Origin of the sequence: Roseibaca sp. Y0-43 (assembly GCF_020667835.1) — a bacterium.
Lineage (GTDB): Bacteria > Pseudomonadota > Alphaproteobacteria > Rhodobacterales > Rhodobacteraceae > Roseinatronobacter.
The window spans coordinates 91750-116022 of record NZ_JAFMPR010000003.1 but is presented as its reverse complement, the minus strand read 5'-3'; the positions used below and the strand labels follow the sequence as shown (position 1 = coordinate 116022).

Genomic DNA, 24273 nt, shown 5'->3' with positions numbered 1-24273 from the left:
GCCCGCAATGCCCCATATGGGACGAAACGGAGGACACCCCATGATCGGACGCTTGAACCATGTCGCCATCGCCGTGCCGGACCTAGAGGCCGCGGCGGCGCAATATCGCAACACGTTGGGCGCCGATGTGGGCGCGCCGCAGGATGAGCCGGACCATGGCGTGACGGTGGTGTTCATTACCCTGCCGAACACCAAGATCGAACTGCTCTACCCCTTGGGCGAAAACAGCCCCATTCAGGGTTTTCTGGACAAGAACCCGTCGGGCGGCATTCATCATGTCTGCTACGAGGTGGACGACATCCTTGCCGCCCGCGACAAGCTGAAGGCCGAGGGCGCGCGCGTGTTGGGCACGGGCGAGCCGAAGATCGGCGCGCATGGCAAGCCGGTGCTGTTCCTGCACCCCAAGGATTTCAACGGCTGCCTGGTCGAGCTGGAGCAGGTCTGATGACGATCATGTCCGCCATCGTTCTGTATGCGATGCTGTGGTTCCTGACCCTGTTCATCGTGCTGCCCCTGCGCACCCGCACGCAGGGCGAGGCGGGCGACGTGGTGCCGGGGACGCATTCCTCGGCCCCCGAAGACGCGCAGATGTGGAAAACTGCGCGCATCGTGACCGTCTGGGCCACGGGCGCTTTCGTGATTATCGCCGGGATCATCTTGTCGGGCGTCATCACGATGGACATGATCGAAAGCGTCACCCGTCCCGGTTAACCGCCCGGTTTGCGCCCCTGCATCCGGTGGTAGATATGGGTGAAGGCGGCAGAGCCGATGACCGGCATCAGCAGGTTCACGAAGGGGATGGACAGCGGCACCGCCAGCCACAGCCCCGCGAACCACAGGCGAATGTTGTGTTTGCGGCGCAGGGCGTGGGCCTCTGCCGCGTTGTGGCGGCGCAGCGCGACCATGGTGAAATATTCGCGCGACAGCAGATAGGCGTTGATGCCCCAGAACACCACGAAACCCAAGCCGCCCGAAAAGACGAACACCACCATTCCCAGCAGGTTCAGGCCCACCAGAACGCCGAAATAGCGGATCGAATCCAGCGCGGCGGTGGACAGGGGCACGGGTTTGGGTGCGGGCAGGCCGGAGTAATAGCGGCGCTCGACGGCGCTGGCCACATCTTCCAGAAACAGCCCGGTAAAGGCAGAGGCGACAGGGGCCATCAGGAACACCGACAGCCCCAGCAGGAAGAAGAGCGACCCGATGGACAGCAGCGTTTGCAGGCCCGACACCTCGCCCGCGATGGGCAGGGTCAGCGTGCCGGGGACGAAAAGCTGCACCACCAGCAACAGCAGCGCATACATGAAGACCAGAAGCGCCACCGCCAGCGCCAGCCCGAACCAGATGACGCGGCGAAAGGCCGGGTCGCGCAACTGCCCTATGGCATGGGCATAGGCCGACAATATCATTCCGACACCCATTCGGTGATGCTGGCCAGATCGGGGCGCGGGCGGTCGGCCGGGGTGACATCGGTCGTCCCGATATGAACAAAGCCCGCGACCCATTCCTGCGGCGAAATACCAAGGATGGAGTGCATCAGGCGTGCGTCATGCGCGGGCCAGCCCGACAGCCAGCTTGCGCCCCAACCCGTGGCCAAAGCGGCATTCACCAAGGCAAGGCACACCGCCCCGGCAGAGAGGGTTTGCTCGATTGGCGGGATCTTTTCGGACGGTTTGGGGCTGGCGATGACGGCCACGCAAAGCGGGCTGTCCAGAAAGGCACGGGCGGGCTTTTCGCCGTCCAGTCCATGCTCGGCAGCATAGTCCATGATTTGCTGCGCCACGCGGTTGCCTGCCGGTTGTTGCAACACGATAAAGCGCCACGGTTCCAGCTTGCCATGGTCGGGCACGCGGGCTGCGGCTTGCAGCAAGGTTTCGAGCGTTTCGCGGTCCGGCGCGGGGGCGCGCAGCATCTTGGCCGGGCGCGACCGGCGGGTCAGCAGAAACTCCAGCACGGGATTGGTCGTATCGGGCATGGGCACTCCTTGACGGTTGGGGGTGATGTATGCCCGATAGGGGCAGGAAAAAAGGGCTGGCGGATTTTTATGCCCCTGCTGCCCGGATATGCTAAGAGGCGGGAATGAAACGGATAGCCTTGGGATTTGTTTTGCTTCTGGCCGCATGCGCCACGCCGCCGCTGTGTGACGGACGGCTGGGCGAGGTCATGGCGGAAATCGCAGAACGTGAAACGGCGCTGGCGCGCGGCTACCGGGTGGTGCCCGCGCAAGAGGGCAAGACATTGGTGCGGTGGTGTGGCTCTCCGGAATTGCTGTGCACCGACCATGTGCAACAGCCGCGTTCAGCGCAGCGTGTCGCGGTGGATGCGGATGCAGAGCGCGCAGCGCTCGCCCTCTTGCGCACGGAAGAGGCGCGGCTGCGGGCACAAGGGCAAGTCTGTTCATAAGGGATGGCGCGATGACCATTTATTGCTACGGGTCCATCAATCAGGATCATATCTACGCGCTGCCCCATCGCCTTGCGCCGGGTGAAACACTCGCCGCCGACAGCTACCGGGTTGAACTGGGCGGCAAGGGCGCGAACCAATCCGTGGCGGCGGCGCGTGCGGGCGCGGTGGTGCACCATATCGGGGCCGTGGGCGCGGGCGGGGCGCAATCGCAACTGGCGGCGTTCGGCATTGACGTGGCAGGTGTGCAGGTGGTGGCAGAGGCCACGGGCCACGCCATCATCCTGCTGGAGCCGGGCGGCGAGAACAGCATCGTCATCCACCCCGGCGCGAACCGCGCGCTGGATCTGGACGCGGCCAAGGCCGCGCTTGACGGGGCAGAGATCGGCGATCTGCTGCTGATCCAGAACGAAACCGCCCATGTGGCCGAGATGGCCGAACACGCGATGGGGCTGGGGATGGAGGTGATCTATTCCGCCGCCCCCTTCGATGCCAAGGCTGCCGCCGCCGTGCTGCCCTTCACCAATATGCTGATCCTGAACGCGGTCGAGGCGCAGCAGTTGCAAGACAGCCTTGGCGTGCCGTTCGAGGATTTGCCTGTGGAAACCGTGATCGTGACCAAGGGGGCCGACGGCGCAAGCTGGCACGCGCGCGGCACGCCAGAGATACATGTGCCCGCCATGGCCGCGCAGGTCGTCGATACCACGGGCGCGGGCGACTGCTTCACCGGCGCGCTGGCTGCCGCGCTGGACGAGGTGATGCTTCCGCAAGACGCGATGCGCTTTGCCGCCGCTGCCGCAGGGCTACAGGTGGGGCGCAAGGGCACGGCGGGGGCCATGCCCAGCCGTGCCGAGATTGATGCGGCTTTAGCCGGTTAACCGCCGACGAAAGGCGCGTCGCTGCCCCAGATGCGGCGCACTTGGGCGTCGCGGCCACAGGCCTCGCGGTAGTTCTTGTAGGCGTCCTTGCGCGGGATCCAGCCAAAGCGCGTGAGCGTGCGTTCGTCGCTATTGGCATAGTTCTGGTGGTAATCCTCGGCCTCGTAGAACGGGGCCATATCGCGCACGGGCGTGACAATAGATTTGCCCAGTTCCGCCTCTGCCGCCGCGATGGCAGCTTGTGCGATGGGCTGTTGTTCCGGCGTGGCGAAGATGGCGGTGGAATACTGGTGGCCCCGGTCACAGAACTGACCGCCCGCATCATAGGGGTCGATCGAACGCAGGAACAGGTCCAGTACCTGACGGTAGCTTATCCGGCTTGCGTCAAAGGTGATCTGCGTCACCTCCAGATGGTCGGTGCGCCCGCGCGCTACATCCTCATATGCAGGGTTCGGCTGGCTGCCGCCGGCAAAGCCAACGCGCACTTCGGTCACACCCTCGACACGGCGGAAATCCGCCTCGACGCACCAGAAACAGCCCCCCGCGACCAGCGCGGTCTGGGTTTGCGCAACGGCGGGCAGGGCGGTGAAGAACGCCGCGAAGAGCGTGGCGAAAAGCGTTGTCAGGCGCATGTCTTGGCCTCCGGGTTTGATTGCGTGTTACGTCATCTTACGCGCGAGACGCGGAATATGTTTCAAACGCGCTGTCACGATGGTGTGACTTCGCCAAGGGCCGATACCATGCGCCTAGCCGTTCTAGCGCACCAGAAACGGGATGATCGCGCCCAGCGCGAACAGGCGGAACACATGATGCGCGGCCACGAGGGCGGGTTCCAGCCCCGTTTCTATCGCCAGCGCCGCCATGATCTCTACCCCGCCCGGTGCGAAGGCCAGCAGCAGCGCGGCGGCTGGCAGGTCCACCAGTTGTGCGGCGATCAGCGCGCCGATGGCGGCGATGGCGCAGGCGATCAGAGTCGTGACCGTTCCGGCCAGAAGTGCGCCCGGCAGCGCGCGCCGAGCAAAGCCGCGAAACCGTGTGCCGATCAGCGACCCCATGCAGATGAAGGCGACCATCATCAGCGCTTGCGGCATGATGCCCGGTGTCAGGCCGCTGCCATGTCCGATGGCCGACACCACCATCGCCCCGATCAGCAGATGCGCCGGGATGCGCAGGCGTTGCAGGATCAGCCCAAGGCCAATCGCAAGCGGAAACAGGACAAGCAGCGACATGGGCCGTATCTGGCCCGACTGCGCAAGCTGGCTTGTGCCCTCGACCCCCCACAGCACGATCAGCACCGGCACAAGCAGCGTCAGCAGCAGCACGCGCACCGTCTGGACAAGCGCGATGCGCGGCACATCGGCCTGCATCTGGGTGGACAGTGCCAGCACGAAGCTGAGATGGCCCGGCATCGCGGCCAGTGTGGCCGTGGTCCGACTATCGTGAAACACCGCGACCAGAACGGCGCGCGCGGCAAAGACGATCCCCACGAGCGTGACCATCAGGACAAGCAGCGACACGGGCCATGCCAGCGCGGTCGCAATCACCTCTGGCGTGACGGTGCTGCCGATGGACAGGCCGATGACCACGAAAACCGTGTCGCGGAGCAGGGTCGGGATATGCGTGGGCAGGCCTGCAAGCGTGGCGGCAGAGACGGCAGCGGCGGGGCCGGTCAGCACATAGGCCGGAAAGCCGATGGCCCAGAACAGCGCCGCGCCCGCCGCCCCGATGGCAAGTGTCAGCGCGGCTTGCAGCGCGGGGTTATTCGCCAGCGTCATAGGTCCACCTGTAGGCGGGGGGCGTTGGCCCCTTGTTGCGCCCGCCTTGTTGGGTCTGCTCCCACGCATGGGCCAGCAGGCCCACGCTGCGCGACAGGCCGAAGAACCCGCGCGCCAAGGGGGCAGGGCACCCCAGTTCGGCATAGATCACGGCCGTGGCCCCGTCGATATTCATCGGCACGGGTTTGCCGCGTTCGCGGGCCAGATGGGCCTCGATTGCGCGGGCGATGCGGGCGTAATCGCCGCTGACCGCGCCTTGCCCTGACGCGTCATCGACCAGCGCCAAAAGGCGCGGCGCGCGCGGGTCCACGGGTTTGTGAAAGCGGTGGCCGAAGCCCGGCAGGTAGCGGCCATGTGCGGTGCGCCACGTGTCGAGCGTTTGGGGCAGGCTGTCTGTCCCCGCATCAAGCGCCACTTGGTAAAGCGCGACTGCCTGTTCGCCCGCACCGCCATGCACATCGCCCAGCATGTTCAGCCCCGTGGCCATGGCCGATTGCAGCCCCACGCCACAGGTCGCGGCCATGCGCGCGGCGGCGATGGAAGGGGCTTGCGGGCCATGGTCCACGGCGGCGACAAGGGCCGCTTCGAACAGGCTAGCGCGCGGCCCGGTTATCTGCTCGCCCATGACCATCAGCCAGATCATTTCGGCAAAGCCGGTGGTGCCGATCAGGTCTTGCACCGGGTGGCCGCGCAGGTGAATGCGCCCCGGTTCCATGTCGATGATCGCGGTGCGCCACCAATCGGCTACGTCCTTGCCGTCCGTCATGTCACGCCCTCTGTCCGCAGGGTTGCGATGTCGTCGCTGCTATAGCCCAGATCGCGCAGAATCGCGTCGCTATCGGCACCCAAGGCAGGCGGCGGGGTGGCGACGGACGGGCGCGCGCCGTCGATCAGCGCGCCGATGCGCATGACGTCGATCGGGCGATCCACGCCGGGAGTGCCATTGAAGCGCGCCAGCAGGTCGCGGCTTTTGATCTGCGGATGCGCCAGAATATCGGGCACGGACATGACCGCGCCCGCAGGCACGCCGATGGCGTTCAGCTCATCTGCCCATGCCTCGGCGGGGCGGGTGGTCAGCACGGTTTCCAATTCGGCGCGCAGGCGCAGGCGGTTGCGTTTGCGGTCCTCGCGCGTGGCGAAATCGGGATTGGTCAGCAGGTCGTCGCGGCCCAGATGGCGGGCCAGCAACTGCCATTGCTCGTCCTTGTTGGCGGCGATGTTCAGCAGCCCATCGGCGCATTGAAAGCTGCCAGAGGGTGCAGAGGTCGGGTTCTCGTTGCCTTGCCGTTCTGGCGCAACGCCGCCGATCAGGTGGTTCGACACGACCCAACCCATGGTGGCCAGAACGGCATCGACCATGGGCACGTCAATGAAGGCCCCACGGGGTGACGCGTTCAGGGCCGCGCAAATGGCCATGGCGGCGGTCAGCCCGCCTACGGTGTCAGCCAGCGGATAGCCCACGCGGGTGGGGCTGCCATCCGCGTCGCCCGTGACCGACATGACGCCCGACGCGCCTTGCACGATCTGGTCATAGGCGGGCCGTGCGGCCCATGGCCCGGTCTGGCCAAAGCCCGAGATCGCGCAATAGATCAGTTGCGGGTTTTCGGCCTTCAGCGCCTCATACCCCAGCCCCAGCCGGTCCATGACACCGGGGCGGAAGTTCTCGACCAGCACATCGGCACGGGCCACAAGGCGGCGCAGCGCATCCTTTCCGCGCGGGTCTTTCAGGTTCAGCGTCAGCGAGCGTTTGCCCGCGTTCTGCGCCAGAAAGCTGATGCCCATGCCGCGCGCTGAAAGCTCCGGGTCGGCACCAAGGTTGCGGGCCAGATCGCCGCGCCCCACGGCTTCGACCTTGATGACATCGGCCCCCAGATAGGCAAGCTGGTGGCAGGCAAAGGGTCCGGCCAGAACATTCGTCAGGTCCAGAACCGTGATGCCTGCCAGCGGGTCAGTCGCCATCGGCCACCCCTTCGGCGCGTTTGCGGGCGCGGTAGCCACGATAGCTGGGCAAAAGCACCAGAACCAGCGCCAGCACCAGCAGACCCAGTGTCATCGGGCGTTCGAGGATAAAGCCGAAGCCGCGATAAAGCTGCATCGCTCGGGCGAAATTGTCTTCCAGCATGGTGCCAAGGATGAACCCGATCAGCAGCGGTGCCAGCGGGAAGTCGGCAAAGCGCAGGATGGTGGCGACCACGCCGAAGCCGACGAGGATCAGCAATTCGGTGGAATTGTTCTGCCCCAGATAGCTGCCCATCAGCGTGAAGAACAGGATGAAGGGGATCAGGAAGGTGCGCGGAATGGTCAGGATTTTCGCGATGTAAGGGATCAGCGGCAGGTTCAGGATCAGCAGAACAAGGTTGCCGATATACATCGAGATGATGACCGCCCAGAACACGTCGGGCGTGTCGGTCATCAGCCGTGGCCCCGGCGTGACGTTCAGCGCCAGAAGCGCGCCCAGCAGAATGGCGGTGGTGCCAGATCCGGGAATGCCCAGCGTCAGCAGCGGCACGAAAGACCCGGTGCAGGCCGCGTTATTGGCGGTCTCTGGCGCGGCCAGCCCCTTGATGGACCCTTTGCCGAATTCTTCCTGCTCTTTGCCCTTGGCGATGTTGCGTTCGACCGCGTAGCCCAAGAAACTGGCGATGGTCGCGCCCGCGCCCGGCAGCACCCCGATGAAGAAGCCTTGCAGCGATTGCCGCCCGATCACGGGGGCGATGGATTTCGCCTCGTCGCGGGTGATGCGCAGGTTCTCGATCTTGCCGCTGTCGCCGGTGGCCGCGCGCGACGGGTTCATGACCAGAAACAGTGCTTCGGGCAGGGCGAACATGGCCATGGCCAGCGTGATGAAGGAAAAGCCCGATTGCAGTTCCATCATCCCGAAGGTGAAGCGCGGCATGTTCGACAAGGCACCTTCGCCCACGGTGCCAAGGATCAGGCCCAGAATGGTCATCATCAGTGCCTTGGCCACTTGCCCCGTGCCCGCGAAGGCCGCGATGGCCGACAAGCCCACGACCATCAGTGCGAAATATTCGGCCGAATGGAACAATAGCGCGACCGAGGACAGTGCAGGTGCGAAGATCATCAAGAGGATCGCGCCGATGGTGCCGCCCGCGAAACTGGCGATGGCGGCGATGGTCAGCGCCTTGCCCGCCTGTCCCTTGCGCGCCATGGGGTAGCCGTCAAATGAGCTGGCCACCGTCCCCGCCACGCCGGGCGCGTTCAGCAGGATGGAACTGGTAGACCCGCCGAAGATCGCGCCGTAATAGACGCCCGACAGCAGGATCAGCGCCGCCGTGGGGTCGCCGATGCCGATGGCGACGGGGATCATGATGGCGATGATGGACATCGGCCCCAGCCCCGGCAACATGCCGATCAGGGTGCCGATCAGGCAACCCACGACGACCATCATCAGGTTGAACGGGGAAATGGCAGAAGTCAGGCCGATCAGCAAACCTTCAAGCATGACGCGTGCCCCTTACATGAACATGGCGGGCCAAGGGCGCAGGAAGATTCCCAACACCTCTTGTACCAGATACCAGATGGAGCCGACGGCAATGCCCGCGACCGGCAGCAGGATGTGAAAGCGCCGCTCGCCCAGCAGCACGGACCCGATGACCAGAAAGCCTATGGTCGCGCCGACAAAGCCAAGGGGCCGCAATGTCAGGGCATAGACCACCATCAGAACCAGAAGCGCGATCGCTTGCCCGATATGGTAATCGCCCAGCCGTGTCAGGTCGATTGCGCCGTCCTTGGCGGGCTTGTCCGCCGCGGGTTTGGGCGTGAACAGCACGATCAGCCCGACGATCAACCCCAGAATGGTCAGGATCTTGGGGAAGGTCGACGGCCAGATGGGATTGCGCCGAAGGATCGGCGGCAGGCTGTCGTCCATGGTGAAGAATGCCGCGTAGCCATACACGCAAACCAGCGCGATGAAGCCAAGCGCGATCCAGCGATCGAGCGCCATCGGGTGCCCCCCTTGTCGGTGGTCTGAAAAGGATGTGCGGCTGGCCCGGTGTCAGGCGCGGGCCAGCCGCTGCGTGCGATCCGGGATCAGAGGAAGCCCAGCTCGCGCATCAGGTCGCCCAACTGCTTTTCCTGTGCTTCAAGGAAGGCCGTGAACTCGTCGCCGGGGCGGTAGATGTTGACCAGACCCATACGGGCGCGGACGGCTTCCCATTCCGGAGTTTCCATCATGGTGGCGAGCATGTCCTGATAGGCGGTCAGCTGCTCTGCCGGCAGGCCCGGAGCGGCGAAGAAGCCGCGCCAGTTGACGAATTGCGCGTCGATCCCCTGCTCGGCAAAGGTGGGGGCCGCGTCATAGGCGGGCACGCGTTCGGGGGCTGTCACGCCAAGGATGCGCACTTCGCCCTGTTCGGCCAGCGCAATGGCTTCGGAAAACCCGGTCGAGAGCGCGTCGATCTCGCCCGACAGAAGGCCCGCCATGGCCTCGCCGCCCGCGTCATAGCCGATATAGTTGAAGGCGGTCGGGTCTTCGCCCGCGCCCTGCATGACGATGGCGGCCACAAGGTGGTCCATGCCGCCGGGAACCGACCCGCCGCCGATTGCGAAATCCATCGGTGCTTCGCGGTAGCTGGCCAGCGCGTCTTCCATGCTTTGCAGCGGGCTGTCGGCGGTCACGACAAGCGCCGCGTAGTCGCCGACGGTCCCGGCCACCATGGTCAGGTCGCGGAAGCTTTGGGCAATCTCGCCCGTCAGCGCGCGAATCACGATGGGGGTAGAGTTCACCATCAGCGTGCCATGGCTGGAGGCCGCGTTCTCGATCAGGTTCGCGATGGCCACGCCGCCGCCGCCGCCCGACAGGTTTTCATAGGTTGCGTTGCCGACCAGACCGGCATTCACCAGCGCCTCGCCCGTGCCGCGCGCGGTGCCGTCCCAGCCGCCGCCTGCGCCGCCGGGGATCAGGAAATGCACCGACTCCATCATCTGCTCGGCCTGCGCTTGCACAGCGCCGCCAAGGGCCACGGTTGCGGTTGCCGCAGCGATCAGCGCGCGGCGGGTCCACCCAAAGGTGTTCATAGGTCTTCCTCCCGTTTGACAGGCGGTCCTCCACCGCCCATGGTCTGTTGCAAACCACATGAAGCTGACAGAAGCCTGACACCGCTCACGCGCGCGATATCAAAACCTTGGGGGGAGGGGATGCGCTACCTGCTGGTCGAAGATAATGCCGAACTGGCCGATGCCGTGGTCAAGCGCCTGGCGCTGGATGGCCATGCGATAGACCATGCCGCGACCTTGGCAGAGGCCGAGGATTGCCTTGCCGCCGCCAGCTACGACCTGATCCTGCTGGATGTCATGTTGCCCGATGGCGACGGGCGCGCGTTTCTGGCGCGCAAGCGGGCGCATCTGGAAACCCCGGTTATCGTGCTGACGGCACGCGCGCAGGTGTCGGACCGGGTGGGCGCGCTGGATCAGGGCGCGGATGACTACATCACCAAGCCGTTCGACTTTTCCGAGCTGGAAGCCCGCTGCCGCGCCGTGCTGCGCCGCAGGGGCGGGTCGGCGCGTAACCAGATCAGCCTGGGCGCTGCGCTGTTCGACCCGCTGGCGGGCACCTTGCAACATGGCGATGTCACGCTGGACCTGCGCAACAGAGAGATTCGCCTGCTAGAGGTCTTTGCCCGGCACCAAGGGCAAATCCTGTCGAAAACGCAGGTCATGGACCACCTGTTTTCCTACGATGCCGAGGTGACGGTGAACGCCATCGAGGTCTATGTCGGACGCCTGCGCCGCCGGATTGACGGGATGGGCCTGCGGATAGAGACCGTGCGCGGCCTGGGCTACCGGATGGAAGCCGATGAGGCGTAGGGCGTCATGCGGCTGACCGCGTCCATTGGGCAACGGCTGACCCTGCTTCTGGCCGGGGTGGCGGCGCTGCTCTCATTGCTCAGTTGGGGCATGGTCAGCAGCCTTGCCACAGAGGCAGCCGCGCGCACGCAAGACAATGTTCTGGCGGCCTCGACCACCACCATTGCCGAGACATTGCGCAGCGAGCAGGGCGAAATACGGCTGGAATTGCCCTATGCGGCCTTCGCCATGCTGGGCGCGATCAGCGAGGACCGGGTGTTCTACCGGGTCACGGCAGGCGGGCGCGAGCTGACGGGTTACGCCGACCTGCCGCCTCCCAGCCCCGGCCCGGTCGGACAGATCGTGTTCGACACCGGCCAATTCAGCGGAGAGGCGGTGCGCATGGCATCCGTCACGCGGCTGGTGGGGGCGGGGGCGGACCCCGTGGCCGTGACCGTCACGGTTGCGCAGACGCGAAACGGGGTGCAAAGCGTGGCATCGGACCTGTCTTGGCTGGCAGGGGTGCTTGCGATTGCGTTCTTCTTCGTGGCGGTGGGCCTGTCGGCGGTGGCCGCGCGCATGTCGCTGCGGCCCTTGAACCAGATTGCCGATTCCGTCTCTCGCCGTGGCCCGGCCGATTTGCGCCCCTTGTCGCGCCCCGCGCCCGCCGATCTTGCGCCCCTTCTAAGCGCGCTGAACCGGCTGATGGACCGGCTGCGCCTGTCGGTGCGGCGGTCGGAAGATTTCATCGCCGAAGCTGCGCACCGCGTGCGCACGCCCTTGGCCACGGTGCGCACACAGGCCGAGATCGCGCTGCGTGGCGGTGGCACCCCGGCCGAGAAGGAACAGTTGCGCCGGATCATCCGCGCGGTCGATGAAAGCGCGCGTTCTGCCGGGCAATTGCTGGATTACGCAACCGTTGCCTACCGGGTCGAGGATCTGGCGCGCGATGCGCTGGATCTGTCCGAACTGGCCAGACGCAGTGTCGAGTCGGTCACGCCCACCGCCGCGATGCGGGACATCCAGTTCACGCTTGACCTGCAATCGGCCCCTGTGCGGGGCGACGCGGTGCTGCTGGACAATGCCATTCGCAACGTGCTGGATAACGCGATCAAGTATTCGCCCGAAGACACCGTCATCGCCATCGGCGTGCGCCAGCGCAACGGCGACGCCATTCTGTCGGTGCGTGACGAGGGGCCGGGCTTTGGCGATGATCCGCCCGATGCGCTGACCGAACGGTTCCGGCGCGGGGCGAATACCGGGGGCATCGTCGGGTCGGGTCTTGGCCTGACCATCGCGGCAGAGGTTCTGCGCGCCCATGGCGGGCGGCTGGATTTGCGCAACAGAGAGGATCGGAGCGGCACATGCGTCTTGTTGGTCTTGCCCTTGGCCTGATGTTGGCGCTCGCCGCGCCGCTTCTGGCCCAAGAGATAGAGGATCACCGGGTCTTTCCCGGCACTGGCCCGCAGCTTCTGCGTGTGCTCTCGACCACGGATTTGTCGGTGTTCGAGCCCTATATTCGCCAATTCCAGCGCCAGAACCCCGAGATTGGCGTGGATTACACCGTCATGTCCTCTGCCACGCTGCACCGGGCGGTGCGCGAGGGCGCGCAGGCCGACCTTGTCATGTCCTCTGCGATGGATTTGCAGTTTCAACTGGTCAATGATGGCTTTGCGGGGCGCTACACATCCGATGCGGTGCTGGCCTTGCCCGATTGGGCGCGCTGGCGTGACCTGATCTTTGCCTTCACCACCGAACCCGCTGTCGTGGTCATCAACAGCGCGCGTTTCGCGGGCCTGCCCCTGCCCGCAACACGGCAAGAGCTGATTACCCTGCTGCGCGAACATCCCGAACGGTTCATGGGGGCGATCGGCACTTATGATGTGCGCGACAGTGGGCTGGGGTATCTGTTCGCCACGCAAGAGGACCGCTCGACCGACGCCTTCTGGCGCCTGAACGAGGTGCTGGGGAGGCTGGAGCCGAAGCTTTACTGTTGTTCCGCCCAGATGATCGAGGACGTGGCCGATGGCCGTCTGGCCTTGGCCTATAACGTGCTGGGCAGTTACGCCGCCGAAGAACTGGCGCGCGGGTCCGACGGGCGGGTGCAGATCTTGCGGATGCAGGATTTCGCCAATGCCATGCTGCGCACCGTCTTCATGCTGAAAGGGGCTGAAAACCGCGCCGCCGCTGGCGCGATGATCGACATGCTGGCGGGGTTGGCGCTGCGCGACGCGCCCGGCGATTGGCCCCTGCCGCCCTTGGGCCTGTCGGACGCGGAACAGGCCACGGGGCTGGCCCCCATCCGGCTTGGTCCCGCACTTCTGACCTATCTGGACCCACTCAACCGGCGGGCCTTTCTGGCCGAATGGGGCAATGCACTGGAACAGGGCGAAGTGGCGCGCTAGCCCAGCATCGCCATCACCTTTTGCAGCGCGGGCCGGGCGAACATGCGTTCGAGGTAGGTGGTCAGCTTCTCTTCCTGCACGGGGAATTTCGCAATCCGGGCCCATTGGCCGCAATGGGTCAGGATGATGTCGGGCACGGTCATTTTCGCGCCCATCAGGAACGGCCCTTCGCCCATGCGGTGGACCAGCGTTTTCTGGCTGTTGGTGAACTCCCAGATCAGCGATTGCTTGATCGCGGATTGGCGCAGCTCTTCGGGCAGGATGAAGGAATGGCGCGCGGCCATCCACAGTGCTGCGTCGAATTCATCGAGCAAGAATTGCGTCAGGCTGTCCTGGCGCGCGCGGTCGAGCGTGCCCGCCGGATAGGTCAGCGCGCCGTGTTTGTCGGCCAGATACTGGATGATCGCGGTCGAATCGGTGATCGGCGTGCCATCCTCGATCAGGACCGGCACCTTGCCCGCCGGGTTGAAGCTGACCACCCCTTCCGAACGTGGCGCGGCGGGGACGTGGTCATAGGCCAGCCCCAGTTCTTCCATCATCCACAATACGCGGGTTGCGCGGCTGTTGGCCTTGCCAATGACGGTATACATCGCTTCTCCTTTAGCGGCGCGCCATCATCGCCAGCCGGATCAGCGCGCGTTCCATGACTGCCATGCTGGGCGCGTTGGAGGACGAGCGCAAGGTCAGATCGGCCTCTGTCAGGGTTGCGAGTGCGGCCTCTGACCGGGCCAGCCCCCAGCCTTGGGCCTGTTTGAGCATCCGGTCGCGGCGCGGACCGAAAATGGGTGGCTTCATGCGCTGAATACCCGCCGAGGGACCGCCGGGGTCGCAATTCATGGCGTGCAGGCTGCGGAAATGGCGCATGGCCATGATGGCCAGCGTGACGGCGGCCACCCCTTGCGCGTGCAGCCGCACCATCAGCGGGCCGATCTGGTCGGCTTGCCCCTCTGCCACGGCGTGCAGCAGGTCATCAACCGCGGCCTCGTGGCTGGCGGGGGCCAGATCGGCCACTTCCTGCGGGGTCAGGGGCGTTGTGTCGCCATGCTTGTAAAGCGCTATTTTCTGAAGCGTCTGGCGAAAATCGCCGGGGTCCAGCACGCGCGACAGCGCGGTCAGGTCGCGCATGGCGTCGGGGCTGATCCGGGTCAGGCCCGCGCGGGTCAGTTCGGCCTCGATCTCTTCGCGGGTGGGCGGGTCGTCATAGATCGCAACCGCGCCCGCTAATTTCGCGCCTTCGAACAATTTGCGCAGTTTCGAGCTGGCCTTGAGCTGCCCTGCCGTCGCCACGATCTGCGCGTCGCCCGGTCGCCATTCCGACAGGGCGGCTTGGACCGCCTCTGTGCCTAGGTCGGTCACACCATCCAGCAGCACCACGCGGGGGCCGGGGAAGAAGCCTTGCGCCTTGACCGCGTCCAGTACTTGGGCGGCGTCGCGCTTCAGGTCGGCGGCGGGCAGGCGTTCCAGCCGCATCTCGCCCTCGCCTTGCTGGCCGATTGTCGCGGCGATCAACTCTTGCCGTTTCATCGCCACGCGCATGGCGTCCGGCCCGTAGATCAGGATGCCTGACAGCGCGGGGTCGGGCTTGGCGATCAGGCGGGCAAGGTCACGGGCGCTTAGCTTCATACCGCCAAGGCGGCCAGCAGGCGCGTGGCGACCTGATCGGCCAGAATGCGCATCAGCCGCTCTGCCGCGTCCTCTCGGGCGCGTTGGGTGGCAAGCTGGTTCGACGTGGTCGAGTAATTCGTGACGTTGCGCAGGCTGGCAGAGGTGACGATCGCGCCCGTGGCCGTATCGGTCAGCGAGTAGTCGATGCTGCCCAGAAGCGCGATGCGGGTTTCGCCCACGCCGACAATGCTGGCAGCCCCGCGTTCCGAGGTGGTGATGCTGTAGCTGAGCGCATAGCGCGCGGTTTGGGGCCGGCCCAGCCGCTCTTCCAGCGCCCCGACAAAGGCGAAGCCCAGCGAATCGGTCGGATCATCGGCGCGCACCTGACCACGCAGTGCCGCGCCCGCGCCGCCGGGGGCATAGGCGGGGGTGAACCCGCAACCCGCCAGCGCCAGTGCGCCCAATAGGAAAGCCCGTCTGTCAGACAACCACATTCACGATCCGCCCCGGCACCACGATCAGTTTGCGCGGCGGGTTGCCCGCCAGCGCCTTGACCACAGCATCATCCGCAAGGGCAAGTTTTTCAACCTCTTCCTTGCTGGCATCGGCGGCGACGGTGATCTCTGACCGCCGTTTGCCGTTGATCTGGATGGGCAGGGTCACGGTATCGGCCACCAGCATGGCCGGGTCGGCCTTGGGCCACGGCGCTTGGGCGACCAGCCCTTCGCCGCCAAGGCGTTCCCAGATGTCTTCGGCCAGATGCGGGACCATGGGGGCCATCAATTGCGCGAGCGTTTTCATCGCGGTCACTTGTGCGGTGCCCGAGGCTTGCGATTTCGACAGCGTGTTGGTGAAGGCGTAGAGTTCTGCAATCGCCTTGTTGAAGGCGAAGTTTTCCACCGCTTTCGTGACGGCGTCTATCGCGTGGTGCATGGCGCGCAAAAGGTCCGTGTCGGCGTCCGATGGCTGGTCCACACCCATGGCGGCGATCTTGTCGCAGAGCGTCCAGACGCGGCCAAGGTGCTTGTAGGTCGCCTCTGCCCCCGCGCTTGTCCATTCCACGTCACGCTCGGGGGGTGAGTCGGACAGCATGAACCAACGCGCGGTATCGGCCCCGAACGCGTTGATGATATTGACCGGGTCGACCACGTTTTTCTTAGATTTCGACATCTTGGCAGAGGGGATGATAGTCACCGCCTCGCCCGTGGCTTTCAGTTTGCCATCTTCGATGTCTTCGGGCAGGTGATAGATCTTCCGGCCCTTGTCATCGAGGGTCATGTAAATCTCATGCGTCACCATGCCTTGGGTGAACAGCGCATTGAACGGTTCTTTCGCGGAATCCGGCAGATGCCCGGTCTTCACCATCGCGCGGGCGAAGAAGCGGGAATAGAGCAGGTGCAGGATCGCGTGCTCGATCCCGCCGATATACTGGTCCACGTTCATCCAGTAATCGGTTTCCGCCTTGTCGGTGGGCGTGTCGGCGCGGGGCGACGTGAAGCGCGCGTAATACCATGACGAATCGACGAATGTGTCCATCGTGTCGGTTTCGCGCTTGGCAGGTGCGCCGCAGCTGGGACAGACGCAATCGCGCCAAGTCGGGTGGCGGTCCAGCGGGTTGCCGGGCTGGTCGAAAGACACGTCATCGGGCAGCGCGATGGGCAGGTTTTCCTTCTTCTCCGGCACCACGCCGCAAGCATCGCAATGCACTACGGGAATCGGGCAGCCCCAATAGCGCTGGCGCGACAGCCCCCAGTCGCGCAGGCGGTATTGCGTCACACCGTGGCCCACGCCATTCGCTTCGCAAAATGCGATGGCGGCTTCCACGGCATCGGCGCCGGTCTGCACCTCTTCGCCCGCGAAACCGCGCACATAGCGGACCTTTTCGGTCTTGGGCGGCACGAAAGCGGTGGCATCGACCGGCGTGTCATTGTCCAATGCAAAGAACACATCCGGGTGCGGCAGGCCGTATTTGTTGGCGAAATCGAGGTCGCGCTGGTCATGTGCCGGGCAGCCGAAAATCGCGCCGGTGCCGTAATCCATCAGGATGAAATTGGCGATATAGACCGGCAATTCCCAAGCATCATCGAACGGATGGCGCACGCGGATGCCGGTGTCGAAGCCCTTTTTCTCTGCCTTTTCAAGTGCTTCCTCGGTCGTCCCGATCTTGCGGCAATCGGCGACAAAGGCCGCCACGTCAGGATTATGCCGTTCCAGATGCTTGGCCAGCGGGTGATCCGGGGAAATACCCACGAAGGACGCCCCCATCAGCGTGTCGGGGCGTGTGGTGTAGACTTCGATGCGGTCGAACCCCTCGGGCGCATTCACCGCGCCGAACGCAAACTGCAAGCCGCGCGATTGGCCGATCCAGTTGCGCTGCATCAACCGCACCTTTTCGGGCCAATCTTTCAGCCCGTCCAATGCCTCCAGCAATTCGGCGGAATAGTCGGAAATCTTGAAGAACCATTGCGTCAGCTCGCGCCGTTCCACATCCGCGCCTGACCGCCAGCCCTTGCCGTCGATTACCTGTTCATTGGCCAGAACGGTCATATCGACCGGATCCCAGTTCACGACCGCGTTCTTGCGGTAAACCAGCCCGGCGTGCAGCATGTCGATGAACATGGCCTGCTGTTGGCCGTAATATTCCGGGTCGCAGGTCGCGAATTCGCGAGACCAGTCGATCGACAGGCCCAAGGGCTTCATCTGGTCGCGCATGACCGCGATATTGCCATAGGTCCAGTCCTTGGGGTGGCCGCCCTGTTCCATCGCGGCGTTTTCCGCAGGCATCCCGAACGCGTCCCAGCCCATCGGGTGCAGCACCGAAAACCCCTGTGCCGCCTTGTAGCGCGCGACCACGTCGCCCATCGTGTAGTTGCGCACATGCCCCATGTGAATGCGCCCCGACGGGTAGGGGAACATCTCCAGCACGTAATATTTCGGCTTCGCGGGGTCGCGGCGGGCGGTGAACACCTCTGCCTGCTCCCAAGCGGTTTGCCATTTCTGTTCAATCGCTTGCGGCTGGTAACGCGCGTCTTGGGCTTGGGACATGTCACTTCCTTGGGGGCTGAACGCAAAATGCCGGGCGCGACCGGCCCGGCATCTGTAGCGCTACGTTGGACGAAGGTCCAGAATCAGAGATTGCGGTCCTGAATGCGCAGCTGGCGCGCGCGCGTCAGGATGGCATCTTCCACGGCGCGAATCGTTTCACGGCTGGCAGGGCCGCCGCGCGTCATGATCGCCACGTTCAGCGAACGCGCATCCAGCGCCGGGTCATTTACCAAAATCGCGGCGCGATAGGCGCGGCCACCGCCCGGCGGCGTGCCAAAGCCCGTCACGATCACGCCAGAGAACGGGTCAACCGATTGGATGGGCAGGAAATCCAGCACTTCGAGAGAGGCGTTCCACAGATACTTGTTCACCTCTACCGTGGTCGAGGGCGGCTGTGCGTTGGAAAACAGGTCCCAGATGGTCGAATCGTTTGCTGTGCCTTCGGAAATTCGCCGCTGCTCTTCCATCTCGGCAACGACCTGACGCGACCGCTCGCCCCCGGACAAGAAATTCCCGAATCCGAATCCGCCGCCGCTGCACCCGGCCAGCACCAAAGCGGTCCCTGCCAGCACGACCGCGCGCCCAATGCCGTTCCAACCCATTGCAATGCCCCTATATAGTGTTGCCCTTCTGTAGCCCGTAAGACCGTGCCAAACAAGGCCCGAGGGGCAGGCCATATAACAGCCCCCGTGGCGATTGCGTGACAAATCTGCACCATTTTGCCCGGATCGCCGCGCCCCCCTGCGCTTGCGCTTGAAAAAACAGGGCGAAAAGATGAAACAGGCTCAGACCTCGCCACTTTGGTGAGGCGAGGACATCCTAAGATAACGAGGGTAATCAAATGAAAAAGCTTCTTCTTGCTTCGACCGCGCTGATCGCATCGGCAGGCGTCGCAGCTGCAGATGTTTCGCTGTCGGGTAACGCCCGCATGGGTTTCATCTACGACGGTAACGACGTGCAGATGACCAGCCGCGCTCGCGTCACCTTCACCATGTCCGGTGAAACCGACGGCGGCCTGGCATTCGGTGCATCGTTCGACGCTGACGACGCTGTTGGCGCTGCTGGCAACACCCGCATGACCCAGGGCACCGTGTTCATCTCCGGCGAGTTCGGCAAACTGACCTTCGGTGACGTTGCTTCGGCTGCTCGCGCTGCTGCTGGCGACCTGTACGGCGTTGGCCTGACCGGTCTGGGCGACCTGCACGAAGTTGCCTACCTGGACCGTCTGGGTCTGGCAGGTCTGGCTACCGGCCTGAACTACGACACCGCTGCTCTGTATGAGTACTCGATCGAAGGCTTCACCGGCTACATCGGCCTGAGCCAGAACAACGTCGTTCGCGGCTTCTCGATCAACCCGCTGGGTGTTGTTGTTGTTGACGCAACCGGTACTCTGAAAGACAACGTGATCTCGCTGGGTGCGAAGTACACCTGGGAAGGTCTGACCGGTGCAATCGGCTACGAATACAGCCGCGCTGCTTCGTCGTCGGCTATCGTCGCGAACAACATCACCTCGACCTCGTCGCACGTCGTTGCTTCGCTCGAGTACGAAATGGACATGTTCAAAGCGAAAGCTTTCGTCGGCCGCGTTGGTGGCGATCTGGGCACCGCTCTGACCACCCCGTTCACCTCGCGCACCCACTACGGTCTGTCGGCTGAAGGTTCGTTCGACGCAACGACCGTCACCGCATTCGCTTACCGTGGCGTGGACGAAAACATCGACGCAGGTGTTGGCGTTTCCTACGACCTGGGCGGCGGCGCTTCGATCAAAGCCGGTATCGTTCGTGACACCTTCGACGTGGGTGTGACCACCGACTCGACCACCGTTGCTGACCTCGGTCTGGCATTCACCTTCTAATCCACCCGGATTGGACGGTATGGGAAGAGCGGGCATTTGCCCGCTCTTTTCTTTTTGAACCGCCGCGCCTTTTCCCGCACGGCCCTTTGCTCTAGGTTCCGACCAAAGGTGACGAATGGTTCGGACCAACCGATGAAGCGATTTCTTGCCGTTATGCTCGCAACCTGCCTTCTGGCCGGGTGCGAAACCACATCCGCCGCGCTGGACGGGGTCGGCGGTGTGTTCATGGGCGCCAGCGACGATGTGCGCAGCCTTGGGCGGCGCTAACACCATGCTGCGCCGGTTCGTTTTCATCCCTCTGCTCTGCGCAGCGCCCGCCATGGCCGACCAACCCGGCCTGTCCATATCCGGCGACGCGCGCATGGGCATTGTCTGGGAACGCCCCGCCGCCGCACCCGGTTCCGACCGCGCCGAGGCCCGCCTGCACGCCCGTGCGCGGCTGAAGCTGAAATTCTCCGGCGAAACCGATGGCGGCCTGGCCTATGGCGCAGAGATAGAGCTGGACAAAACCACCGCGCGCCCGGCCGCGCGCCGTGTCTTCATCGGGGGATAATGCGCGCCATGTCGCTGACACAAATCCAGAACCGCATCGCCAAAGCCGAAAACCAGGCGGGCCGCGCGCCCGGCTCGGTCAAACTGATCGCGGTGTCCAAGGTCCAACCCGACGCCCGCGTGCGCGCGGTGCTCGAGGCCGGCCACCGCGTTTTCGGCGAAAACCGCGTGCAGGAAGCGGCAGGAAAATGGCCGGGGTTTCGCTATGAATTCGGCCCGATTGAGCTGCACCTTCTCGGCCCGCTGCAAACCAACAAGGCGCGGCAGGCGATGGAGCTGTTCGACGTCATCCACTCTGTGGACCGCCCCAAACTCGCCCGCACCCTCGCACGGCTGTCTGACGAACTTGGCCGCTGCCCCGACATCTTCGTTCAAATCAATACCGGGGCAGAGCCGCAAAAGGCGGGCGTCCTGCCCGACGATGCCGACGCGATGATCGCGGAATGCCGCGCGCTGAACCTGCCGCTTCTGGGCCTGATGTGCATCCCGCCCGTCGACGAGGACGCCGCGCATCACTTCCAGATGCTCGCCGAAATCGCCGCGCGCAATGACCTGACGGCGCTGTCCATGGGCATGTCCGACGACTTCGAGACCGCCATCGCCCATGGCGCAACCCATGTTCGCGTGGGCTCTGCGATCTTCGGTGCACGCGAAGCGCATTGATCCCCTTCATCCTTGCAAAAATATCCTGGGGTGAATGGTCCCGCAGGGACCAGAGGGGCAAAGCCCCTAACCCAGATAGGCCCGCAACTCGGGCGGCGGGTTGTCCAGCAGCGCCGCGGTCGGCTTTGGCGGGCGTGCCACGCCATCGGCCACCAGCACCGTCTGCCCGCAGATCGCCCGTGCATCGGCCACATCATGGCTGACCATCAACATGGTCGCACCCGTCTCGGTCGCGATCTCAGCCACAAGGGCCAGCATGTCCGCTTTCAGCGCCGGACCGAGGGCTGCGAAAGGCTCGTCCAGTAGCAGCAGGGGCCGCGCGCGGATCAGCGTGCGCGCCAGCGCCACGCGGCTTTGCTGCCCGCCCGACAGTTCGGCGGGGCGGCGGTTGTCCAGCCCGGCCAGCCCGACCCGCACCAAAGCATCCGCCACGCGCAGGCTTTCTTCTTTACTCAGCCGAAGCGAGGGTTTAAGCCCCAGCGCGACATTTTCAAACGCGGTCAAATGCGGAAACAGGTTGTTGTCCTGAAACAGGATCGACACGGGCCGCGCGCCGGGGTCATGTGCCAAGGCGCGCCCCTGCCACGTGACCCGCCCTGCATGGGGCACGAACCCGGCAATCGCGCCCATTAGCGTGGATTTGCCTGCGCCCGAAGGGCCGATCACGGCGACACGCGCCCCGGCCTCCAGCCCGAAATCCGCGCGCAAGTGAAAATCGCCTTGGCTGATTCGAACATCCTCAAGCCGTAGCATCGCGCCGCCCCCATCGCTCGAATACCCAGAATAGCGCAAGGCTGACCAGCAGCAAAAGCAGCGCCGCGCCCGCCGCCTCATCCTGACGATAGGCCTGCATCAGGCGGTAAAGCTGCATCGGCAGCGTGGCGCGTTCGGCTTCGGCAAACAGCAGGATCACGCCCAGATCGCCCATCGACAGCGCAGCCGTCAGCCCGGCGGCAAAGCCCAAGGGGCGGCGCAGGCGCGGCAGCGTGATCTGGTGCAGTCGCGCCAACCCGTGCACCCCGAGCGAAGCGGCCAGTCGCCCTTGTGTTTGTGCCACATCACGCAGGGCCGGCAAGATCAGCCGCAGCGCGAAGGGCAGGGCCAGCCCTGCATTCACCAGCATCGTGACCGCCAGCGCCAGATCGCGCGGGTCGGCCCATGGGCGCGCCATCAGGAACAGGCCCGTGCCGATGACAAGCGGCGAGGCGGCGAGTGCCGCCAGCCCCAGCCACTCCAACGCGCCCGCCCCAAGCCGGGGCAGGGCCAGAATGGCATGGGCCAGCACCAGTGCAAAGCCGGTGGTCAGCGCCGTTGCCCCCAATGCCACCCAGAGCGAGCGCAGCGTGGCTTGCCAAACGGCCACGGGCAGGCCGACCAGATGCGGCGCACCGCGCAGCACGATCAGCGCCAGTGGCACCAGCAGGAACGCCGCCGTCGCGGCGATCAGCGTCGCATCGCCCCATGCAGCGCGGGGGCGATACTCCATCCGTGGCAGCGGGCGGTCCAAGCCGCCGCCTAACCCGGATGGCAGCGCCACCCGCAGCGCAAAGACGCCCGCGCCCAGGCATAGCGCGAATTGCACCAGTGCCAGCGCCGCCGCGCGGCCCATGTCGAAATCGAAGCGAAAGGCTTGGTAAATCGCCAGTTCCACCGTGGTCGCGCGCGGCCCGCCGCCCAATGCCAGCGCCACGGCGAAGCTGGACAGGCAGATCAGAAAGACCAGCAGAAAGGCACCCGGCGCAACCTCTCGCAGCATGGGCAGTTCCAGATGGCGCAGCCGGTCTGCGGGCGAAAAGCCTAGCGATACCGCCAACCGCACGCGCTCGGCGGGGATCGCGGCCCAGCCTTGCAGGATGATCCGCGTGGCCAGCGGCAGGTTATAAAAGACATGCGCCAGCACCACGCCATGCAGACCGTAGATATTGACCGGGCCAAGCCCGATCACGGCCAGCGCGTCATTCACCAGCCCGGCGCGCCCGAAAACCGCGAGCAGGCCCAGCACGGCAACAAGCGTGGGCAAGATGAAGGGCGCGCCCATCAGCGTTATCAGCACCCCGCGCCCCCTGAAGCGCCGCCGGGCGAGTGCGCGGGCCACCGGGATGGCCAGCGCGACCGAGAAGAGGGCCGACAGCAACGCTTGCACCAGCGTGAACCGCACCGCGGCCCAATCCGCCGCGCGCAGGCCTGTCAGCCCTTCGGCGTGCCATGCGACAGCGCCCAGCGCGCCGAAATTCAGCGCGATCAGCCACAGCGCCACGACACCGGCCAAGGCCAGCGTTATGGCGCGGGCGCGTGTCACCGCGTCATGCCCCCCAGCCACAGGTCAAGCGCAGGCTGGCGGCGCGCTTCGGCCTGGGTTTCGTCATAAAACAGCGCGTTGTCGGGCAAAGGCAGATCGCGCATCACCTCTGGCCAAGCGTCGCGCGGCAGGGCCGATGGGTAGGACCAGTTGCCATAGGCGATCATGCTCTGGAATTCGGGCGACAGGATATAGGCCATGAAATCGGCGGCCAGTTCGGGGTTTTGCGCCCCTGCCAGGACGCCCGCGACCTCGGCCATGAAGTAATGGCCTTCGTCAAAAATCGCGGCGGCCTTGCTGTCGTCTTCCTCTGCCACGATGTGATAGGCGGGCGAGGTGGTGTAGCTCAGCACCATATCCGCCTCGCCCTCTGTGAACAGGCCATAGGCCTCGGACCAACCGGCGGTCACGGTTACGGTGCGCTCTGACAGCGCGGCCCAGACAGGCCCGGCATCTGCGCCATAAAGCTGATCCACCCAAAGCATGAGCGCAAGGCCAGAGGCAGAAGAGCGCGGATCTTGCCAGATCAGCGACAGGTCATCGCGGGTGACAAGTTCGGCAAAACTGGTGGGCGGGTTTTCAACGCGGGTTTTGTCGTAGATCCATGCGGCATAGGACCAGTTGAAGGGGATGAAAGTGTCATCCTCCCACGCCACCGGCACGGTCAGCGCACCCAGATCCCGCCCATGGGGTGCGAACAGCCCGGTTTCGCGGGCGCGCAGCGTCATGTCGGTATTCAGCCCGATCACGGCATCGGCCTCTAGCCGTGCGCCTTCCAGCATCAGGCGGGGCAGCACGTCGCCGGTGCGAAATTCCAGCGTGCAGGTGCCACAGCGGGCCTCGAACCCTTCTTTTATGGCGGGGCCGGGGCCCCAGTCAGAGCCGAAATAATCGGGGGCCAGCACGGTCAGCGTCTGGGCTTGGGCACTTGCCGCCAAGCCAAGGAATGCCGCCGCGAAAAGGGGGGATTTCATGTCTCAATCTCCAT

Annotated in this window: 28 protein-coding genes; 11 read left to right on the top strand and 17 right to left on the bottom strand. The window is 65.0% G+C overall.

Annotation, left to right across the window (positions count from 1 at the left end; genetic code table 11):
* The first annotated feature begins 40 nt into the window (after positions 1–40).
* Positions 41–445, top strand: a complete 405-nt coding sequence (mce, locus tag J1C52_RS04690; RefSeq protein WP_227426770.1) for a methylmalonyl-CoA epimerase — start codon at positions 41–43, stop codon at positions 443–445.
* Positions 445–711, top strand: a complete 267-nt coding sequence (locus tag J1C52_RS04685) for a DUF1467 family protein (protein ID WP_227426769.1) — start codon at positions 445–447, stop codon at positions 709–711. Before mce ends, J1C52_RS04685 begins: the two co-directional genes overlap by 1 nt.
* Here the strand turns inward: J1C52_RS04685 and J1C52_RS04680 are convergent.
* A complete protein-coding gene (locus tag J1C52_RS04680) occupies positions 708–1409 on the bottom strand; it encodes an EI24 domain-containing protein (protein WP_227426768.1) in 702 nt (233 codons plus the stop codon). The two genes, J1C52_RS04685 and J1C52_RS04680, sit on opposite strands and share 4 nt — an antisense overlap.
* A complete protein-coding gene (locus J1C52_RS04675; protein WP_227426767.1) occupies positions 1406–1975 on the bottom strand; it encodes a nitroreductase family protein in 570 nt (189 codons plus the stop codon). The genes J1C52_RS04680 and J1C52_RS04675 overlap by 4 nt, the downstream gene beginning before the upstream one ends.
* Positions 1976–2079: 104 nt before the next feature.
* Between J1C52_RS04675 and J1C52_RS04670 the strand changes: the two genes are divergently transcribed.
* The gene (locus J1C52_RS04670) at positions 2080–2403 is read left to right on the top strand and encodes a hypothetical protein (protein WP_227426766.1); all 324 of its coding nucleotides are present in this window, start codon (positions 2080–2082) and stop codon (positions 2401–2403) included.
* Between the two features lie 11 nt (positions 2404–2414).
* Entirely contained in the window at positions 2415–3281 is an 867-nt protein-coding gene (locus J1C52_RS04665) for a PfkB family carbohydrate kinase (RefSeq protein ID WP_227426765.1), read from the top strand.
* Here the strand turns inward: J1C52_RS04665 and msrA are convergent.
* From msrA to J1C52_RS04630, 7 genes are all read right to left on the bottom strand, one after another.
* The gene (msrA, locus tag J1C52_RS04660; protein ID WP_227426764.1) at positions 3278–3913 is read right to left on the bottom strand and encodes a peptide-methionine (S)-S-oxide reductase MsrA; all 636 of its coding nucleotides are present in this window, start codon (positions 3911–3913) and stop codon (positions 3278–3280) included. The genes J1C52_RS04665 and msrA overlap by 4 nt on opposite strands.
* A gap of 123 nt (positions 3914–4036) precedes the next feature.
* Positions 4037–5056, bottom strand: a complete 1020-nt coding sequence (locus J1C52_RS04655; protein ID WP_227426763.1) for an AbrB family transcriptional regulator — start codon at positions 5054–5056, stop codon at positions 4037–4039.
* A complete protein-coding gene (locus J1C52_RS04650; protein ID WP_227426762.1) occupies positions 5040–5822 on the bottom strand; it encodes a citryl-CoA lyase in 783 nt (260 codons plus the stop codon). The genes J1C52_RS04655 and J1C52_RS04650 overlap by 17 nt, the downstream gene beginning before the upstream one ends.
* Positions 5819–7015 (bottom strand): CaiB/BaiF CoA transferase family protein, encoded by a 1197-nt coding sequence (locus tag J1C52_RS04645; RefSeq protein WP_227426761.1) that lies wholly within the window; start codon positions 7013–7015, stop codon positions 5819–5821. The genes J1C52_RS04650 and J1C52_RS04645 overlap by 4 nt, the downstream gene beginning before the upstream one ends.
* Complete coding sequence (locus J1C52_RS04640) at positions 7005–8519, bottom strand: tripartite tricarboxylate transporter permease (RefSeq protein ID WP_227426760.1); 1515 nt, start codon at positions 8517–8519, stop codon at positions 7005–7007. Before J1C52_RS04640 ends, J1C52_RS04645 begins: the two co-directional genes overlap by 11 nt.
* Positions 8520–8531: 12 nt before the next feature.
* Complete coding sequence (locus J1C52_RS04635; RefSeq protein WP_227426759.1) at positions 8532–9020, bottom strand: tripartite tricarboxylate transporter TctB family protein; 489 nt, start codon at positions 9018–9020, stop codon at positions 8532–8534.
* An 86-nt stretch (positions 9021–9106) separates the two neighbouring features.
* Positions 9107–10093, bottom strand: coding sequence for a tripartite tricarboxylate transporter substrate binding protein (locus J1C52_RS04630; RefSeq protein ID WP_227426758.1), 987 nt, complete (start codon positions 10091–10093; stop codon positions 9107–9109).
* 120 nt (positions 10094–10213) lie between these two features.
* Here J1C52_RS04630 and J1C52_RS04625 point away from each other — a divergent pair, with 120 nt between their 5' ends.
* Genes J1C52_RS04625 through J1C52_RS04615 form a run of 3 tightly spaced genes read left to right on the top strand, consistent with a single transcriptional unit; the run spans position 10214 to position 13266 of the window.
* Positions 10214–10882, top strand: a complete 669-nt coding sequence (locus tag J1C52_RS04625; RefSeq protein ID WP_227426757.1) for a response regulator transcription factor — start codon at positions 10214–10216, stop codon at positions 10880–10882.
* Positions 10883–10888: 6 nt separating this feature from the next.
* A complete protein-coding gene (locus J1C52_RS04620) occupies positions 10889–12256 on the top strand; it encodes a sensor histidine kinase (protein WP_227426756.1) in 1368 nt (455 codons plus the stop codon).
* Positions 12226–13266, top strand: a complete 1041-nt coding sequence (locus J1C52_RS04615; protein WP_227426755.1) for an ABC transporter substrate-binding protein — start codon at positions 12226–12228, stop codon at positions 13264–13266. The genes J1C52_RS04620 and J1C52_RS04615 overlap by 31 nt, the downstream gene beginning before the upstream one ends.
* On the opposite strand, the gene J1C52_RS04610 is transcribed toward J1C52_RS04615, so the two are convergent.
* From J1C52_RS04610 to J1C52_RS04590, 5 genes are all read right to left on the bottom strand, one after another.
* The gene (locus tag J1C52_RS04610) at positions 13263–13856 is read right to left on the bottom strand and encodes a glutathione S-transferase family protein (RefSeq protein ID WP_227426754.1); all 594 of its coding nucleotides are present in this window, start codon (positions 13854–13856) and stop codon (positions 13263–13265) included. The genes J1C52_RS04615 and J1C52_RS04610 overlap by 4 nt on opposite strands.
* Positions 13857–13866: 10 nt before the next feature.
* Positions 13867–14889, bottom strand: a complete 1023-nt coding sequence (gene holA, locus J1C52_RS04605; protein ID WP_227426753.1) for a DNA polymerase III subunit delta — start codon at positions 14887–14889, stop codon at positions 13867–13869.
* Positions 14886–15365: an LPS assembly lipoprotein LptE gene (gene lptE, locus J1C52_RS04600; RefSeq protein WP_227426752.1), complete on the bottom strand. Its 480-nt coding sequence runs from the start codon at positions 15363–15365 to the stop codon at positions 14886–14888. Before lptE ends, holA begins: the two co-directional genes overlap by 4 nt.
* Positions 15352–17916, bottom strand: a complete 2565-nt coding sequence (gene leuS, locus J1C52_RS04595; protein ID WP_227426751.1) for a leucine--tRNA ligase — start codon at positions 17914–17916, stop codon at positions 15352–15354. Before leuS ends, lptE begins: the two co-directional genes overlap by 14 nt.
* An 83-nt stretch (positions 17917–17999) precedes the next feature.
* Complete coding sequence (locus J1C52_RS04590; RefSeq protein WP_227426750.1) at positions 18000–18518, bottom strand: DUF3576 domain-containing protein; 519 nt, start codon at positions 18516–18518, stop codon at positions 18000–18002.
* A gap of 239 nt (positions 18519–18757) precedes the next feature.
* Here J1C52_RS04590 and J1C52_RS04585 point away from each other — a divergent pair, with 239 nt between their 5' ends.
* The 4 genes from J1C52_RS04585 (at position 18758) to J1C52_RS04575 (ending at position 20986) form a co-directional block, all read left to right on the top strand.
* On the top strand, positions 18758–19771 hold the full coding sequence (locus tag J1C52_RS04585) for a porin (protein ID WP_227426749.1): 1014 nt from the start codon (positions 18758–18760) through the stop codon (positions 19769–19771).
* Between the two features lie 132 nt (positions 19772–19903).
* On the top strand, positions 19904–20038 hold the full coding sequence (locus J1C52_RS15090) for a hypothetical protein (protein WP_255618384.1): 135 nt from the start codon (positions 19904–19906) through the stop codon (positions 20036–20038).
* On the top strand, positions 20013–20324 hold the full coding sequence (locus J1C52_RS04580; RefSeq protein WP_370633227.1) for a porin: 312 nt from the start codon (positions 20013–20015) through the stop codon (positions 20322–20324). Before J1C52_RS15090 ends, J1C52_RS04580 begins: the two co-directional genes overlap by 26 nt.
* An 8-nt stretch (positions 20325–20332) precedes the next feature.
* Positions 20333–20986: a YggS family pyridoxal phosphate-dependent enzyme gene (locus tag J1C52_RS04575; RefSeq protein ID WP_227426747.1), complete on the top strand. Its 654-nt coding sequence runs from the start codon at positions 20333–20335 to the stop codon at positions 20984–20986.
* Positions 20987–21052: 66 nt separating this feature from the next.
* Here J1C52_RS04575 and J1C52_RS04570 read toward each other — a convergent pair whose 3' ends face one another.
* Genes J1C52_RS04570 through J1C52_RS04560 form a run of 3 tightly spaced genes read right to left on the bottom strand, consistent with a single transcriptional unit; the run spans position 21053 to position 24259 of the window.
* On the bottom strand, positions 21053–21739 hold the full coding sequence (locus J1C52_RS04570; protein WP_227426746.1) for an ATP-binding cassette domain-containing protein: 687 nt from the start codon (positions 21737–21739) through the stop codon (positions 21053–21055).
* Positions 21726–23285: an ABC transporter permease subunit gene (locus tag J1C52_RS04565; RefSeq protein WP_227426745.1), complete on the bottom strand. Its 1560-nt coding sequence runs from the start codon at positions 23283–23285 to the stop codon at positions 21726–21728. Before J1C52_RS04565 ends, J1C52_RS04570 begins: the two co-directional genes overlap by 14 nt.
* Complete coding sequence (locus J1C52_RS04560; RefSeq protein ID WP_227426744.1) at positions 23282–24259, bottom strand: thiamine ABC transporter substrate-binding protein; 978 nt, start codon at positions 24257–24259, stop codon at positions 23282–23284. Before J1C52_RS04560 ends, J1C52_RS04565 begins: the two co-directional genes overlap by 4 nt.
* Between the last annotated feature and the right edge of the window lie 14 nt (positions 24260–24273).

Excerpts from the sequence above, each read along its gene's own strand:
- mce (WP_227426770.1), top strand. The coding sequence starts at position 41 with ATGATCGGACGCTTGAACCATGTCGCCATCGCCGTGCCGGACCTAGAG.
- J1C52_RS04685 (WP_227426769.1), top strand. The coding sequence starts at position 445 with ATGACGATCATGTCCGCCATCGTTCTGTATGCGATGCTGTGGTTCCTG.
- J1C52_RS04680 (WP_227426768.1), bottom strand. The coding sequence starts at position 1,409 with ATGATATTGTCGGCCTATGCCCATGCCATAGGGCAGTTGCGCGACCCG.
- J1C52_RS04675 (WP_227426767.1), bottom strand. The coding sequence starts at position 1,975 with ATGCCCGATACGACCAATCCCGTGCTGGAGTTTCTGCTGACCCGCCGG.
- J1C52_RS04670 (WP_227426766.1), top strand. The coding sequence starts at position 2,080 with ATGAAACGGATAGCCTTGGGATTTGTTTTGCTTCTGGCCGCATGCGCC.
- J1C52_RS04665 (WP_227426765.1), top strand. The coding sequence starts at position 2,415 with ATGACCATTTATTGCTACGGGTCCATCAATCAGGATCATATCTACGCG.
- msrA (WP_227426764.1), bottom strand. The coding sequence starts at position 3,913 with ATGCGCCTGACAACGCTTTTCGCCACGCTCTTCGCGGCGTTCTTCACC.
- J1C52_RS04655 (WP_227426763.1), bottom strand. The coding sequence starts at position 5,056 with ATGACGCTGGCGAATAACCCCGCGCTGCAAGCCGCGCTGACACTTGCC.
- J1C52_RS04650 (WP_227426762.1), bottom strand. The coding sequence starts at position 5,822 with ATGACGGACGGCAAGGACGTAGCCGATTGGTGGCGCACCGCGATCATC.
- J1C52_RS04645 (WP_227426761.1), bottom strand. The coding sequence starts at position 7,015 with ATGGCGACTGACCCGCTGGCAGGCATCACGGTTCTGGACCTGACGAAT.
- J1C52_RS04640 (WP_227426760.1), bottom strand. The coding sequence starts at position 8,519 with ATGCTTGAAGGTTTGCTGATCGGCCTGACTTCTGCCATTTCCCCGTTC.
- J1C52_RS04635 (WP_227426759.1), bottom strand. The coding sequence starts at position 9,020 with ATGGCGCTCGATCGCTGGATCGCGCTTGGCTTCATCGCGCTGGTTTGC.
- J1C52_RS04630 (WP_227426758.1), bottom strand. The coding sequence starts at position 10,093 with ATGAACACCTTTGGGTGGACCCGCCGCGCGCTGATCGCTGCGGCAACC.
- J1C52_RS04625 (WP_227426757.1), top strand. The coding sequence starts at position 10,214 with ATGCGCTACCTGCTGGTCGAAGATAATGCCGAACTGGCCGATGCCGTG.
- J1C52_RS04620 (WP_227426756.1), top strand. The coding sequence starts at position 10,889 with ATGCGGCTGACCGCGTCCATTGGGCAACGGCTGACCCTGCTTCTGGCC.
- J1C52_RS04615 (WP_227426755.1), top strand. The coding sequence starts at position 12,226 with ATGCGTCTTGTTGGTCTTGCCCTTGGCCTGATGTTGGCGCTCGCCGCG.
- J1C52_RS04610 (WP_227426754.1), bottom strand. The coding sequence starts at position 13,856 with ATGTATACCGTCATTGGCAAGGCCAACAGCCGCGCAACCCGCGTATTG.
- holA (WP_227426753.1), bottom strand. The coding sequence starts at position 14,889 with ATGAAGCTAAGCGCCCGTGACCTTGCCCGCCTGATCGCCAAGCCCGAC.
- lptE (WP_227426752.1), bottom strand. The coding sequence starts at position 15,365 with ATGTGGTTGTCTGACAGACGGGCTTTCCTATTGGGCGCACTGGCGCTG.
- leuS (WP_227426751.1), bottom strand. The coding sequence starts at position 17,916 with ATGTCCCAAGCCCAAGACGCGCGTTACCAGCCGCAAGCGATTGAACAG.
- J1C52_RS04590 (WP_227426750.1), bottom strand. The coding sequence starts at position 18,518 with ATGGGTTGGAACGGCATTGGGCGCGCGGTCGTGCTGGCAGGGACCGCT.
- J1C52_RS04585 (WP_227426749.1), top strand. The coding sequence starts at position 18,758 with ATGAAAAAGCTTCTTCTTGCTTCGACCGCGCTGATCGCATCGGCAGGC.
- J1C52_RS15090 (WP_255618384.1), top strand. The coding sequence starts at position 19,904 with ATGAAGCGATTTCTTGCCGTTATGCTCGCAACCTGCCTTCTGGCCGGG.
- J1C52_RS04580 (WP_370633227.1), top strand. The coding sequence starts at position 20,013 with ATGTGCGCAGCCTTGGGCGGCGCTAACACCATGCTGCGCCGGTTCGTT.
- J1C52_RS04575 (WP_227426747.1), top strand. The coding sequence starts at position 20,333 with ATGTCGCTGACACAAATCCAGAACCGCATCGCCAAAGCCGAAAACCAG.
- J1C52_RS04570 (WP_227426746.1), bottom strand. The coding sequence starts at position 21,739 with ATGCTACGGCTTGAGGATGTTCGAATCAGCCAAGGCGATTTTCACTTG.
- J1C52_RS04560 (WP_227426744.1), bottom strand. The coding sequence starts at position 24,259 with ATGAAATCCCCCCTTTTCGCGGCGGCATTCCTTGGCTTGGCGGCAAGT.